Origin of the sequence: Actinomyces oris (genome assembly GCF_001937445.1) — a bacterium.
Taxonomy (GTDB): domain Bacteria; phylum Actinomycetota; class Actinomycetes; order Actinomycetales; family Actinomycetaceae; genus Actinomyces; species Actinomyces acetigenes.
In genome coordinates, this window is the sequence record NZ_MSKS01000024.1 from 22,597 (window position 1) to 37,316 (window position 14,720).

Annotated in this window: 10 protein-coding genes and 1 pseudogene; 1 reads left to right on the top strand and 10 read right to left on the bottom strand. The window is 65.0% G+C overall.

Translation table 11 applies throughout. The features are described from left to right. From BKH20_RS07735 to BKH20_RS07780, 10 genes are all read right to left on the bottom strand, one after another. Complete coding sequence (locus tag BKH20_RS07735) at positions 1–1,041, bottom strand: ROK family protein (RefSeq protein ID WP_075390573.1); 1,041 nt, start codon at positions 1,039–1,041, stop codon at positions 1–3. A gap of 171 nt (positions 1,042–1,212) precedes the next feature. Continuing rightward, positions 1,213–2,133, bottom strand: coding sequence for a dihydrodipicolinate synthase family protein (locus BKH20_RS07740; RefSeq protein ID WP_075390574.1), 921 nt, complete (start codon positions 2,131–2,133; stop codon positions 1,213–1,215). Positions 2,134–2,303: 170 nt separating this feature from the next. Further along, positions 2,304–3,083: a carbohydrate ABC transporter permease gene (locus BKH20_RS07745; protein WP_256693089.1), complete on the bottom strand. Its 780-nt coding sequence runs from the start codon at positions 3,081–3,083 to the stop codon at positions 2,304–2,306. Positions 3,084–3,143: 60 nt separating this feature from the next. After that, a complete protein-coding gene (locus BKH20_RS07750) occupies positions 3,144–4,031 on the bottom strand; it encodes a carbohydrate ABC transporter permease (protein ID WP_178388574.1) in 888 nt (295 codons plus the stop codon). A gap of 57 nt (positions 4,032–4,088) precedes the next feature. Further along, on the bottom strand, positions 4,089–5,474 hold the full coding sequence (locus tag BKH20_RS07755; protein ID WP_075390577.1) for an ABC transporter substrate-binding protein: 1,386 nt from the start codon (positions 5,472–5,474) through the stop codon (positions 4,089–4,091). A gap of 71 nt (positions 5,475–5,545) precedes the next feature. Then, the gene (locus tag BKH20_RS07760; protein ID WP_075390578.1) at positions 5,546–7,861 is read right to left on the bottom strand and encodes a sialidase family protein; all 2,316 of its coding nucleotides are present in this window, start codon (positions 7,859–7,861) and stop codon (positions 5,546–5,548) included. 660 nt (positions 7,862–8,521) lie between these two features. After that, entirely contained in the window at positions 8,522–9,349 is an 828-nt protein-coding gene (locus BKH20_RS07765) for an ATP-binding cassette domain-containing protein (RefSeq protein ID WP_070659194.1), read from the bottom strand. After that, complete coding sequence (locus BKH20_RS07770) at positions 9,349–11,499, bottom strand: dipeptide/oligopeptide/nickel ABC transporter permease/ATP-binding protein (RefSeq protein ID WP_075390579.1); 2,151 nt, start codon at positions 11,497–11,499, stop codon at positions 9,349–9,351. The genes BKH20_RS07765 and BKH20_RS07770 overlap by 1 nt, the downstream gene beginning before the upstream one ends. Next, on the bottom strand, positions 11,499–12,464 hold the full coding sequence (locus tag BKH20_RS07775; RefSeq protein ID WP_070659191.1) for an ABC transporter permease: 966 nt from the start codon (positions 12,462–12,464) through the stop codon (positions 11,499–11,501). Before BKH20_RS07775 ends, BKH20_RS07770 begins: the two co-directional genes overlap by 1 nt. Before the next feature lie 206 nt (positions 12,465–12,670). Beyond that, a complete protein-coding gene (locus BKH20_RS07780; protein WP_075390580.1) occupies positions 12,671–14,296 on the bottom strand; it encodes an ABC transporter substrate-binding protein in 1,626 nt (541 codons plus the stop codon). A 190-nt stretch (positions 14,297–14,486) separates the two neighbouring features. On the opposite strand from BKH20_RS07780, the pseudogene BKH20_RS07785 reads away from it, so the two are divergent. Further along, a pseudogene (locus tag BKH20_RS07785) lies at positions 14,487–14,720 on the top strand (GntR family transcriptional regulator); the annotation flags it as partial.

Sequence of the window (14,720 nt, forward strand, 5' to 3'; positions counted from 1 at the left end):
CTAGGGGCGGTGGTTGTCGTTGCTGGCGGCCAGTGCGAGGGCACCGCGAGCCGCGCCGACGATCGGCGCGGTGGTCCCCAGCGTGGCGGGAAGGATCTTGATGGGGGCCAGGGGGTCGATGATCTCTGCGGCGAAGGTCTGCCGCAGGGGCTCCCACCACAGGTGGCCGGCGCGGGCCAGGCCGCCGGAGACGACGACGACGTCGGGGTCGATCACGGTGACCAGTCCAGCCAGGGCCCTGCCCAGGCAGGCGGCCGAGTCGCGGTAGACCTCCGCGGCGATATCGTCCCCCGCAGCGGCGCGCTCCTCGACCCCGCGGGCGTCGAGGACGTCGGGGTCTCCGCCCTTGGCCAGGTAGCGGCGGTGGATCTGCGGCCCCGCGGTGATGCCCTCCAGGTGCCCCGTCCTGCCGCAGGTGCAGGGCTCGCCCTGGGCCCCGGGGACGGGGACGTGACCGATCTCGCCGGCCACGTGGTGGGCACCCCTGCGGGTTCGCCCCTCGATGACGAGAGCTCCGCCGACCCCGGTTCCCACCGCCACCATGAGGACGACCTCGGCCCCGGTGCCGGCACCGAGCCAGGCCTCTCCTGCGGCATAGGCGTCGACGTCGTTCTCGACGTGGATCGGCAGCTCACCCAGCCCTTGGCCGGCGAGCCGCTTCTGAATACCGGCGGCGACCTGTGTGCCAGCCCATCCGGTGATGGCGTCGGTGGCTGACAGGATGGTCCCGCGCTCGACGTCGACGACGCCGGCGGTGCCGATCCCGACCGCCGTGATCGCCGCGGCCTTGCCGAGTTCCTGGTGCGTTCCGGTCTCGATGACCGTCGCGATCAGGCCGCTGATGGCGTTGAGCATGGCCGCGGGGCCCTCGTGAGCCGGGGTCGGGCAGGAGCTCACCGGTCCTTGCAGAGTTCCGCAGGAGTCGACTAGTGCGGCGGCCATCTTGGTGCCGCCCAGGTCGAGTCCGACGACGAGCGGATCCTGGCTGGGCGACGATGGTGGTGGGTTGAGGGGGGCGGATGGGAGGACATCCTGACTCATGACGCTCTCCGACGGGAGGTTGGGCGCTGGCGCGCCGGGTTGAAAAGTAGAGGGGATGAGGGCGGCCGCGGGAGGCCGCTTGAGAGGAGGATCGAGGCCTCGCCGTTGCGATGGCGGCTGCATGCCCGTGGCAGCCAAGATGACGGCCACGGGCATGCAGCCGTCGGGACGTCAGATGAGGCCCTGGGCCTTGACGATCTGCAGGACCCGCTCCTTGGTCTCACCCTCGAGAGCCTTGACGGGGAAGGCCATCTCGTTGGTGGCGATGATCCCGATCGCCTCCATGGCGGTCTTGAAGGCTCCGATACCGGTCGCGTCGGCCGAGCGGCCCTGGGGCACGAAGACGATCTCGAAGCCGGCACACACCTCGTCCTGGAGGCGGCGCACCTGATCCCATGCCCCCTCGCGGGAGGCCTTCCACATTTGGGCGTAGCGGACCGGGTCCACGTTGCCGTATCCGGGGACGAGGCCGTCGGCGCCCAGCAGGAGCATGCCGTCGACGACGCACTCGTGGCCGGTCAGAAGGGCCAGGGGGTGGCCGGCGGCCTCGTTGGAGGCAACCAGCCTGCGGAAGGCGACGTCGTTGCCGGAGGAGTCCTTGACACCGACCAGGACGCCCTCCTTGCCCAGCTCGACGAGCAGGTCGCAACCGAGCTTGGCGCCGCCGAGGCGCACGGGAACGTCATAGGCGAAGACGGGGACGTCAATGGCCGCGGCGATGGCGCGGAAGTGGGCCTTGATCTCCTCGGCGTCGTTGAGCGCGTAGAACGGGCAGGTGGCCACGATCGCCTCGGCGCCCAGGGCGGCAGCCCGGCGAGCCTGGTCGATGACCCGGTGGGCGGTGGTGTCGATGGCACCGGCAAGCACCGGGACGCGTCCTGCCGCGGTCTTGACGACTCGCTCGATGACGGCGTCGCGCTGGGCGTCGGTGAGGTAGGCGACCTCTCCGGAGGATCCCAGGGCGAACAGGCCGTTGACACCACCGGCGATGAGGTGCTCGACGACCTTGTCCAGGCTGTCGAAGTCAACCTCGCCCTCGGCGGTGAAAGGGGTGACAACCGGCGGGATGACGCCGGTGAAACGGTTGTCCATTGTGGTGACTCTCTTCATTGAAAGGTTATCGGACGTCTGACATCTGACGTCACGAGGTATTGTTGCAGATGCCCCCGGTTGGCGCCACCCCGGTGCCTGTGAGCATGCGATCACTCACGTCACAGGCACCGGAGCAGCAGGAGGCGGACCGGGGACTGGTCCCGGAAGTGCTACTTGACGGAGCCCTCCGAGAGCCCTCCGGAGATGTGCTTCTGAATGATCATGAAGAAGACGACCGATGGGACGATCACGATCACGGAAGCAGCCATCATGGCTCCCCAGTCAAGAACCTCCGACCCCTGGAGAGAGTAGAGGCCGACTGCGACGGGCATCCTGTCCGACTCGGTGATGAACAGGAGCGCGTAGAGGAACTCGTTGAAGGTGTTGATGAAGGTGTACACGGCAGTGGCCACGATCCCCGGAAGGATGATCGGGACCGAGATCTGCCAGAACACCCGGAACCGACTGGCCCCATCCACAGCTGCCGCCTCCTCCACCCCGATGGGGACCGTCTGGAAGAAACCGATGAGCATCCAGATCGCATAGGGGATCGAGAACGACAGGTAGGCGATGATGAGCCCGACATAGCTGTTCATGAGGCCGAGCTTCACCATCGTGATGGTGTACGGGATGGCGAGCAGGATCGGAGGGAACATGTAGGTGCCGATGAGAAGCTTGGTCAGCTGCTTGCCAACACGGGGGAAGAATCTCACGATCCCGTAGGCGCCCAGCAATGAGACCACGACCGCAATGACTGTCGAACAGCCTGCGATCAGCAGTGAGTTCTTCAGGTTCGTCAAGAACCCGATCTCCTCGACCACCTTGCGGTAGTGCTCGAGGGTCGGCGAGCTCGAGAACAGCTGCAACGGGTTCTGCGCGAGCTCGTGGGAGGTCTTGAACGATGAGGAGACCACCCATACGAGCGGGAAGACCGCAACGAAAGCAGCCACAATGAGAATGAGATACACGCATACGGTACCCCACGGGCCACGACCAGCACGTCGCATGATTCAGCCCCTTTCCTTTTCCCAGCGGTTGAGCATCCTGAAGGCGCCGAAGGCCAGTGCCAGCAGGAAGAGGAGCAGCAGGATCGTCACGGTGGAGGCGACCCCGAGCTGCCGCAGATTCCAGCCCTCCTGGTAGGCGAAGATCGGTAGCGTCGTCGTTCTCTCCCCCGGACCTCCGCCCGTCAGGAGGAAGAGCATGTCGAAGTTGTTGAAGACCCAGATGGTGCGCAGGATGACCAGCAGGCCGATGACCTCCCGAATATGGGTCAGCGTGATGAACCTGAACCTCTGTAGCCCAGAGGCACCATCCACCATGGCCGCCTCGTACTGCTCCTGAGGGATGGTCTTGAGAGCGGAGAGGATGTTCACCATGAACATCGGGGCGCCGAACCAGATGTTGATGAGCAACGCCACCCAGAAGGTTGTTGAGGGGTTGCCCAGTAATGCCATGTTCTTGTCAGTGAGACCGAGAGTGGTCGCAAGATTGGGCAGGAACCCGTAGACGTCGTTGAGGATCCACTTCCAGGCGAACGCGGTGATGATCGCCGGGAACGCCCAGGGCACGATGAGGAGTGTCCGGAACACCCCCGACCCCCGGGGCACCCGGTCCAGGGCCAGCGCCAGAACCAGGCCCACAGCGAGCTGGCCGATGATCGACGCCGCGGTCCACTTGATCGACACCCCGAACGCGTTCCAGAAGCTGGAGGATGCCAGGAGGTCGGTGTAGTTGGACAGACCGACCACGTGATAGCTGTGGCGCAAGAGGTGCTTGTCGGTGAAGGAGTACCAGATGCTTGAGAACACCGGGTAGATCAGCAGGGCAAGAACAATGAGTATTGATGGCGCCACGAAGACGACGCCCGTCCAGTTCATTCGCTTCATTCGAGTCATGAGCTCACCTTTCGGACTGGGCGGTGGGGAGATTCCTCTCCCCACCGCGTCTCCGAGTCACTTGATGCTGGCTCCGGCGGCCTTGAAGGCCTCGTTGAGCTTCTTCTCGCAGTCCTTGGCGGCGGCCTCGACATCGGTCTTGTCGATGATGATCGAGTGGTACATCTTCTCGATCAGCCCCTGACTGGTGAGGACTCCTGCCTGGACGAGCGGGCCCTTCTCCATGCCGATAGCACTGCCGACACCCACCTGGTCCTGAATCACCTTGATGGAGTCGGAGTACTTCGTGATCGTCTCGTTGTTCGTGTAGCTCGGCTCCTTGGCGATGTCGTTGAGGACCGGCAGCATGCCGCCGGGAACCGAGTGCAGGAACTCGATGTACTTGTCCTTGGTGAACAGGAACTCCAGGAAGGCCTTGGCCTCCCGCTTGACCTTGGAGGCCTCCCACACCACCAGGGGCACGTTGGACACCTCGGCCGGGTAGTTCGCCGGGTCGGAGGCCTTCATACGGGGAAGAGGCGCCGCAGCAATGGAGTCGACCAGGTTGGGGCTGTCCTTGGCCACCCCGGAGATGTGGAAGCCGGAGTTGAAGTCGAAGGCGGTCTTGCCCTGGTAGAAGAGCGTCGCCTGGTCGAGGACCGCGTAGTCCAGCGATCCCTCCGGGGAAACCGACTTGTACAGGTCTGTCCAGTACTTGATGCCGCCCAGAGCGGCCTCGGAGGTGAGGTTGGCCGTCCCGTCGTCCTTGAGCAGTCTTTGGCCGGCGGAACGCACATAGAAGTTGAGGTAGCGGGCTCCCAGCATGTCCCCCGTCCCCAGCGGCACGGAGAGTCCGTAGAGGCTGTCGGACTTTCCAATGGCCTTGGCCGCCTTGGCCAGGTCCTCCCAGGTCGTGGGAACGGACAGCCCCTTGGAGCTCAGCACGTCCTTGCGGTACCACATCACCTGGGCGTGGGAGTAGATGGGCACGGAGTACGACTTTCCATCCGACTGCCCCTCGGCCAGCGCCTGCTTGGGGAACCGGTCCCGACCGATGGAGTCGATGACCTTGTCCAGCGGCACCAGGGCCTCGGAGTTGATCATCTCCACGACGTCGTTGGGCAGTGCCGTGGAGATGTCCGGCACCTGGCCCGCGGTCAGTCCAGTGGTCCACTTCGTCTTGAACTCGGACCAGGAGAACTGCTCGATCTTGACGGTGACATCAGGGTTCTTCGCGTGGAACTCCTCGGCCATCTTCTTCATCCAGTCCGCGCGGGGACCCTGGGTGAAGGAGGACCACATGGTGACCGTGCCGCGCAGAGGCCCGGTCCCCTCGTCCTCGGCGGAGTCCTTACCGCCGCATGCGGCCAGTGCGCCGCACATGCCGATGCCTCCCAGGACCATGAAGCCGCGACGACTGAGTGCGGAGGCCGAGTGGGACGAGACAGGGGTGGAGGGAGTCATAACAGTTCTCCTTTGAACGGGGAATGACGGGTGGGTGGTGAAGTGGGGCATGGATAACGGGTGATTCATCGTCATGACAGTGAGTCCTGAGACTCGGGCTGACGGGGATCGACGGTCTCGAGTTCGTCGGAAAACCAGCTCAGGGGCAGGCGTGAGAAGTACAGACCCTGGCACTCGTTCTCCCAGAGGATCCCGATCCTGCCGTCGGGCAGGACACACATGCACTGGTAGACGTAGTGCCCGGGGTTGAAGGTCCGCGAGTGCTTCCAGCTGCGTCCGCCGTCGAGGCTGAGCCGAATGACTCCGCAGCCTCGAAACGGGAGCATGAGCGAGGCGTTGGCGAAGACGATGCGGTCCTCCCCCTCGGGCGAGGGCAGACTGATCGCATTGGACTGGCACCAGATCTCGGGAAGCGCCTCATCGAAGCGGATCGGCCCCCAGGTCTGTCCCGCGTCGTGGGACTCGCTGACGGCGACCCGCCCACGGGGGTGCTGGTTGCGCATGAACAGCACGAGCACGCCGTCGTGTCGTTCGACCACTGCGGCCTCGTGCAGTGACCAGGTCTCGTCAACGAAGGTCTGCGGGTCGAGCTCGCCCTGGGGGGTCTGCCGCCCTTCGTTGGGACCGTGACCGAGCTGCCAGGTCTCGCCGTGGTCGTCGGAGTAGGCGACCGTGGCGCACATCGCCAGCCAGTTCTGGTCGTTGTTGAAGTAGAGGGGAACGATGAGGCGTCCGGCGTGAGGGCCACTCCTCAGGGCGATGCCGTTACCCGGGCAGGTTCCCAGGAACCTCATCCACGGCTGCTTCAGCTCGGGGTTGAGGTCCCGCGGCCGGCTCCACGTGAGGCCGTCGTCGTCGGAGTGGGCGATCTGCAGGTAGCTGGTGGGGATGGCCAGGAGGGTCTCGGCCGGGTCCGCTCCGGGGGCCAGCTCGATGTTGCCCGCCGGGTTGCCGTCACGCAGCACCGTGCCGTCGTCCAGCACTCGGAACTCAGTGCTCTGGCCCTCGAGCGTTGTGACCGCGCCATCGGGCTCGACGACGTAGCGTCCGTCGTCGAGGTCTCTGAGCAGTCGCCTGCCGTGCTCGTCGAATCCTGTTGACGCCCAGCAGTTGGGCTGTCCGATCCCTCCTGGGAAGTGGTCGATGAGGACGTAGACCCGTCCGGTGCTCGGATCCTGGACCATGCAGGAGTCGATGACCGAAGAGGCGTCCTCCCCGCTTCCCGGGCAGTCGATGACGGTGCTCGCCGGCTCCCAGCTCCGTCCTGCGTCCAGGGACCGGCGCACGACGAAGTTGATGTCGTTGGGAGAGTCGTTGGCGTTGGAGACCCGCTGGTCGGCCCCGGCCAGGATGGTGCCGGAGGACAGTGTCAGCAGGGAGGGGATCCGGTAGGAGGCCGAGCCGCAGTAGCCGCGGTCGAACAGGGCGTCGGTCTCGATCGGCTCCACCTCGGACAAGCGCTTGATCTGCGCGTCGCTGAGCGCGTAGTCGTAGAGCCCCGCTCGCTGGACCTCTCCGGACAGACGCACCCCCTCGCAGTCCTGGCCGACGACGATCTCGTCGAGCCCTTCGACCCCTGCGAGGAAGAACTCGCCAGGGGCGTGCGTCTCACGGAAGCCGTCGACGTAGAGCTCGACCGCGCCGTGCCCCACGGCGATCACGACCTCGTGCCAGCCGCCGTCACTCCAGGCGCCTGTGGCCTTGACCTCCCTGCGCTCTCCCTCGGTGCTCACGGCCGTGTAGGTGATCCCCTCGGGCCCCACGGACACGGTGAGCTGCTCGCGCCCGTGTCCGCCGGCGGCGAGGAGGGCTCCTTGCTGCATCCGTCCCCTCACCCGGAAGCGCAGCCAGAAGGAGCCGTGCCGCACGTCGGCGAAGCGGGCGACGTCATGCGGACTCAGCCGGTTGGCGGCGACCTCGACCAGGGGCTCGGCTCGCTTGGACAAGGCGAGGACCTCTCTGGCCGTCAGCACCCGGGGGTGCACCGTGAAGGCTGTGACCTCGGGACTACCCCCCTGCCCCACGACGGCCTGCCTCAGCTCGGAAAGGTCCTTGAGGAAGGCCGTGGTGGTACCGCAGAAGACCTGGTAGCCGTCGAGGTAGAGGCGGGTACCGGCAGAGCTGACGGTGACGACGGCGCTGTGCCAGCGCCCGTCGTCGAGCGAGCGCACGTCCTCAGCCTCCAGCTTGCTCCACCTGCCTGGAACCGTCGCCTCGTACACGAGAGACGATCCGACGATGCGCAGCTCAAGACCGACCCCGTCAGCTCCCCGCAGCGCGAAGAGGTTACCGTCGGACCTCGACCGGAACTCACAGGAGATGCTTCCTGTCTCAGAGTCGAGGATTTCTTCATCAAGCCGCAATGCGGCACAGACTGACTCAGTCACTTGTCACCTGTTTCTTAAAATGGGCATAGAAGTACCCATCAGTCACTGTGTGGATCGCAATCCCTGGAATTCCGCACCCAACATCATGGGCCGGCCTCATCAAGAATGCGTCTGATCGCAGACGCGCTCGGCTTCAGCGACTCACGCGCGTCTCGACTTTCTCATCACCTCATGCTTCGCCGCGATGAGGCGGCACCAGAGGAGCGCTTACCGCGCCTCACTCGCCCCTGACACGACCCCTGGTTTCTCACCAGCTGGTCAGAGGCGAATCAAGGACGGGCCCCGACCCTCACGCACGACGGACTGGCGACGCGCCGTCGTGGTCACACGCCATGGCGCTGTGACATACATAGGAGACCCTCCTTTACATTCAACACCTTTGTTGGCGGCTGTGTGTGCCGCTATCAGCTCCTCTCTGAACTGATAAAAGTAATCTACATGACATGTGACCCGGAAGTCAATGCTCACACGCTCAGATTTCATACGAGATCGGAAGAGCAATCTCTCGCAATCACCACAGCAGCACCCCACCTCTACCAGCATCGACATAGATAACAATCCCCCTCTTAAACGGAACCGATAGACAGGTGAGGGGCGGACCCGAGTGGGTCCGCCCCTCACCTGGAGGTGCTGGCGCAGGCAGCGGCCGGAGCCGGCTACTCAGACATCGAGCAGCGAGGGCACTGCCGACAGCAGAGTGCGCGTGTACTCCTCCTGAGGGTTGTTGAAGATCTCCTCAGTGGTGTTGATCTCGAGGATCTTGCCGAAGTACATGACGGCGATCCGCTCCGAGACGTAGCGCACCGTGTTGATGTCGTGACTGATGAACACCAGCCCCAGTCCCAAGGAGGCCTTGAGGTCCTGGAGGAGGTTGAGCACCTGGGCGCGCACCGAGACGTCCAGGGCGGAGGTGGGCTCATCGGCCACGATGATGTCGGGATCCAGAGCGAGCGCTCGGGCGATGGCGACGCGCTGGCGCTGACCACCGGAGATCTGCCGAGGCAGCACGTTGAGTGCGCTGGGGGGCAGCCCGACCAGGTGGAGCAGGTCGCGAACCCGGGCCTCGCGCTCCCTGGAGGACCCGATTCCGTGGACGTTGAGCGGGTCGATGAGCGCGTCGTGCACGATCATGCGCGGGTTGAGGGCCGTGGCCGGGTCCTGGAAAACCACCGAGATGCTGCGTCCCAGCTCGCGACGGTCCGAGGCCGAGCGCCCCAACGGACGGCCCTTGAAGATGACCTCACCGGAGGTGACCGGCTGCAGCCCCACCATGACTCGGGCGGTCGTGGACTTGCCGCATCCCGACTCCCCCACGAGTCCCAGCGTCTCTCCGCGCTTGACGCTCAGCGAGACGTTGTTGACCGCGTGCACCGTGTCCGGGTTGAACAGGCCGCCGGTGCGGGACTTGTGGATGACGTTGACATCCCTGAGCTCGACGACCGGCTGGTCCTCGCTCCATGAGGACGATGCAGACGTGTTGGGCGACATCAGTGCTTCTCCTTCGCGAGCAGAGCCTCGAGCTCGGGGGTGATGGCGTAGCTGTGCTCCGTCGTGCCCGGCACGGGCTTGAGCACCGGACGGGTCTCAAGTCCGACCGTCGGGTGGGACGATCGCGGGGCGAACCGGTCTCCCTTGACGAACTCGCTGGGTGAGGGGACGACCCCTCGCACCTGGTGGAGCCGTTTGGAGCCGGCCTCGATGGAGAGCACGGCCCCGAGAAGGCCCCGGGTGTACTCGTGAACCGGGTTGGCCAGCAGCTCGCTGGTGGGCGCCTGCTCCACCACCTGGCCCGCGTACATCACGGTGATCCGGTGCGCCAGCTTGGCCACGAGGGCCAGGTCGTGCGAGACGAAGACCATCGCGAAGCCGAGCTTCTCACGCAGCTCGTTGAGCAGGTCGATGACCTGCTTCTGGACGGTCACGTCCAGGGCGGTCGTCGGCTCGTCGGCCAGGACCAGGGCGGGGTCGCGGGTCAGCGCCATGGCGATGAGAACGCGCTGGCGCTGACCGCCGGAGAGCTCGTGCGGATAGCTGCGCAGCGTGCGCTTGGGGTCGAGCCCCACCAGCTCGAGCAGCTCGGAAGCGCTACGAGTGCCTCCTCGCGCGCTGAGCTGAGCCATCTGGGTGCGGATGAGCATGGAGGGATTCAGCGAGGACAGGGCGTCCTGGTAGACCATGCTCATCTCGTGACCGCGCAGTGCGTTGTGCTCGGCGGGCGTCATCTTAAGGATGTTGCGCCCCTTGAAGAGGATTTCACCGGAGAGCCGGGCCGAGGGAGGCAACAGCCCCATGACGGCCATCGAGCTGATGGACTTCCCGCAGCCGGACTCCCCCACCAGTCCCATGGTCTCGCCGGGGCGCACGGAGAAGGAGACGCCGTCGACGATGTTGACCTCACCGTGCTGCTCGGGGAAGGCGATCGAGAGATTCTTGACCTCCAGGACCGGGTCCTCACCGGTGTCGTCGTAGACCAGCCGGTCCTTCCGGGCGAGCTCGGCCACCCGCAGGGAGCTGAGCCGCTCGGACAGAGAAACGTCCTCTGCTGCAGGAGCGACGACGCCGGTCAGCGAGCTGAGCCCGTTCGTGGCGTCATCACCATCGGCGACGGAGGCGTTGGCGACCACCGCCTCGGCGGCGTCGTCCCAGGCCTCCAGGGTCTCCTGGGCCTCCATGGCCTCCTCATCGGCCTGGACGTCGGGCTTGGCCTTGATGCGCGGCGAGGCCATCGCGTCGGTGAGCCCCTCGGACAGGACGTTGAGGCACAGGGTGGTGATGAGGATGAGCAGGCCGGGGAAGAAGGTCGGCCACCAGTGGCCCGACAGGAGCAGCTCTTTGCCCTCGGAGAGCATGTTGCCCCAGGTCGGGGTGTTGACGGACTTGATGCCCGCACCGATGAAGGACAGCGAGGCCTCGAAGACGATCGCGTCAGCCACCAGGACGGTCGCGAAGACCATGATGGGGGCGATGCAGTTGCGGGCCACGTGCTTGAGGAGGATCCACGGCACCGGGGCACCCATCACCTTGGAGGCGGCCACATAGTCCTCTCCGAACTGGGAGATGATGTTGGCGCGCACCACGCGGGTGAGCTGGGGGATGTAGAGGATGCCGATGGAGACGATGATGACCGGCAGCATCGGCAGGCGGGTCGACATCGCCGAGACGAGGACGGCCGCCAGAGCGATTCCCGGGAAGGACATGACGACGTCGAGCACGCGCATGAGCGTCTCAGCGATCCACTTGCGGGAGGTGGCGGCGATGGCGCCGAGGACCGAGGCCACCACGAGGGCCAGGCCAGTGGCCGTCAGGCCCACGACCAGCGAGACCCTGGCGCCGTAGACGGCACGGGAGAAGATGTCACGACCGGTGCCGTCCGTCCCGAACAGGTGCGACGCGGACGGGGCGACGACAGGATCGGAGGAGGTCACCTCACCGACGCCCTCGATGTAGGAGGTCGTCTTGGTCTCCGCCAGTCCGGTGGCACCGGGAGAGTAAGGGGCGATGATGGGAGCCAGGATGGCGACCAGGGCGATGAGGCCCAGCACGATGATGGCGATCTTGGAGCCGACAGGAAGCGCCTTCCAGCCCTGGAAGCGCAGCCCGGGCCGCGAGGCCTTATCCAGTGTGGAGCGGTGCAGCATCAGATGCTCCTGATTCGTGGGTTGACGAGGACGTAGAGCATGTCAACGACGATGTTGATGATGATGAAGGCCAGTGCCACCGTGATGGAGACACCCTGGACGATGTTCACGTCGTTGCGGGTGATGCCCTGGAAGATGAGCTGGCCCATTCCCTTGATGTTGAAGATCATCTCGATGACGACGGCGCCTCCCATGGCGTAGCCGATGCGCAGTCCCAGCACGGTCAGCGGAGTGATGAGCGCGTTGCGCAGCACGTTGCGGGCCACAACGACGTTCTTGGGAATACCGCCGCCGATGGCGGTGCGCACGTAGTCGCGGTCGAGCTCCTCAACCATGGCGGTACGCACCACACGGGTGAGCGAGCCGGCGTTGGGCACCGCGATGGCCAGGGCCGGCAGGAAGATCTGATTGAGGTACGTTCCCGGATCCTCGCTGAAGGGAACCCACTCGGACACCAGAGCGGGGAAGGTCCCCGTTCCCCCCGGAATGTCGGAGAACCACTGAATGAGCAGTAGGGCGAGCCAGAAGGACGGGGTGGCGAGGCACGCGATGGAGATGACGCGGATGACCTGGTCCTGCCACTTGTCGCGGTAGAGGGCCGCGATGATTCCCAGGATCGTGGCCACGATGACGGCTGCGAAGATTCCGATGAAGGTCAGCTGGAGCGTGATCGGGAACGCATCGGCCACCATGCCGGTGATCTTGACGCCGGTGAAGGAGGTGCCGAGGTCGCCGTGGATCAGACCCAGGAGGTACTCCCAGAACCGCTGGAGAAGGGGATCATTGAGATGGTGGGCGACTCGGTACTGCTCGAGGGCGTCAGGCGTGGCCGACTCGCCCAGCGCAAGACGCGCTGGGTCCGCCGAGGAGAATGACATGACGACGAAGACGAGCAGCGTCACGCCCAGCACCATGACCGGCAGCGCGACCAGGCGCCGTCCGATCAGGCGGATGAGGTTGGACACTGAAATGCTCCTTTGCGTTAGCGTCCTGCCGCCTGAGGTGGCGGCTGGGTGGCATGGCAGCCGCAGAGCGAGCCGCCACGCCGATTGTCTGATGTCTGACGTCAGATTGCAAGTCCGTTGCTTTCATCTCGGACGCATGACGCCATGAGCACGGCACGGGCGGTGCGGCACCCGCTGGTGACTGCCGCACCGCCCACACACGACCCTCAGGACTTGGACGACCCCGTCCCCACGAAGGACAGACCGGTCAGCGCGATCGGCTTGAAGTTCTCCAACGTCGTCGAGTCATAGGCCGTCGGAGCCTTGCGGTGGAAGATCGGGTAGAGCGGCACCTCCTCGGAGAGCTTGTCGAAGATCTCCCGCCACTTGGCGACCTGCTTGTCGCCCTCCAGCTTGACCGCCTCTTCAAGCAGCCCCTGGACCGCGACCTGACTCTCCGACCCCTTCCAGTGCATCCGAGTCTCGGTCCACACATCGCCGCCGTACCACCAGCGCATGAGCAGGTCCGCGTCATTACCGAAGACCGAGGGGTCCCCGGGAGCGATCAGCACGTCCCACGTGCCCTGTCCGGAGTCGATGAAGGAGTAGGTGTCCGCGGACTTCTTCTCGTCGTACTTGACCGTCACCCCCAGGGCCTCGAGGTTCTCACGGATGATGGGCCTGACGGCCGAGAACCAGCCGTGGTCCGTGCACAGCAGGTTGATGGTCGTGATGCCGGCCTCCGCCAGGAGCGACTTGGCCTTGGCTGCGTCCTTGGAGTAGACCGTCTTAGCCTTCTTGTACGCGGGGTGCCCGTCCTGGACGAAGCAGGTCGCCGGCGTCGCCAGGCCGGCCATGCCGGTGTCGCAGATCTTGGCGTAGTCCAGCGCGTAGAGCACCGCCTGCCGGGCCTTGACGTTGGAGAAGGTGGTGTGGTTGAACATGGCGAAGAGCAGCCCGAAGCCCTGCTGCGCCGCCACCTTAACCGGATCCTTGAGCGTCTTGAGGTTGGCCGCCGGGACGGCGTCGATGGCCTGAACGGAGCCAGAGGTCATCGCGTTGGTGCGGGTGGTGTCGTCGGGCAGGATCTGCCAGGTCATGGACTTGGCCAGCGCCGGGCGAGGGCCGTTGTACTTGTCGTTGCGTTCGAAGACGAGCTTCTGGCTGCCGGCACCGTTGTCGGTCATCTTGTAGGGACCGCTTCCGACGGGGTTCATGTCGAACTTCTTGGCGTCCGCCTCAACGATCGCCTTGGGGACGATCTTGACCACGCTCAAACGCTCGGCCACCAGGGAGAAGGCGTACTTGAGCTTAATGGTCACCGTGCCTGCGTCCTTGGCCTCCACCTTGTCGATGAAGGGCAGGAACTGGGAGTACAGCGACTTGTTGGCCGGGTCGAGCACGCGTGTGAAGGAGAAGACGACGTCGTCGGCAGTCACGGCCGAGCCGTCGGAGAACTTCGCGTCCTTACGCAGCGCGACCTCATAGGTGGTGTCGTCCACCTTCTTGGGCATCTCCGCCGCCAGAGCCGCGTACACCTCACGGGTGGCCGGGTGGAGCTCGGTGAGCCCCTCCAGAGTGTGCCAGTTGGCAGCGACCGTCAGAGCCGACGACGTCGTCATCGGGTCGTAGCCGTTGGTGCCCAGCTCGTAGGAAATACCTGCGGTGATGACACCGTCCTTGTGGGTGACCTCCTGATCGGCAGCCACGCCGCTGGCCTTCGCACCACCCGAGGTCTTGCCCCTACCACCGCAGGCCGCAAGGCTGACAGCCAGACCAGCAGCCATTCCGAGGGTGCCGGTCAGCCTGATGAAGTCCCGGCGGCTGGAGCCGGCCGGAGTCGTGATCGCCATTGATTCTCTCCTGATGTCTGACGTCTTATGTCTGACGTTGGTAGGATGACTGTAGCAGAAGTCAGGGCGTCCAGACCACTCACAACCTCGCAGGCAAGACAATCGCAGCCCTCGCCCCACTGCTGGGGCGAGTCGTTCGAGGAGCGGAATCACATCGTAGTAATCAACAATGATTGACAGGGCAAGAACCATGGCTGACACCAAGAAAAGCAGCACCGTGAACAGAGCATCCACACCACAGGCAACCGTCACCACAGACAAAGAGACGAACATCACACTCACGACCGATGAGCCGATCATCCCTCACGGTCCCTACTCCACGCTGATGTCGTCGCCCGCCACTCAGGCGGAGGCGACGATGACCGAGATTAAGAACTACATCCTGCGCTCCGGCCTGCAGATAGGTGATGCGTTGCCGACGGAG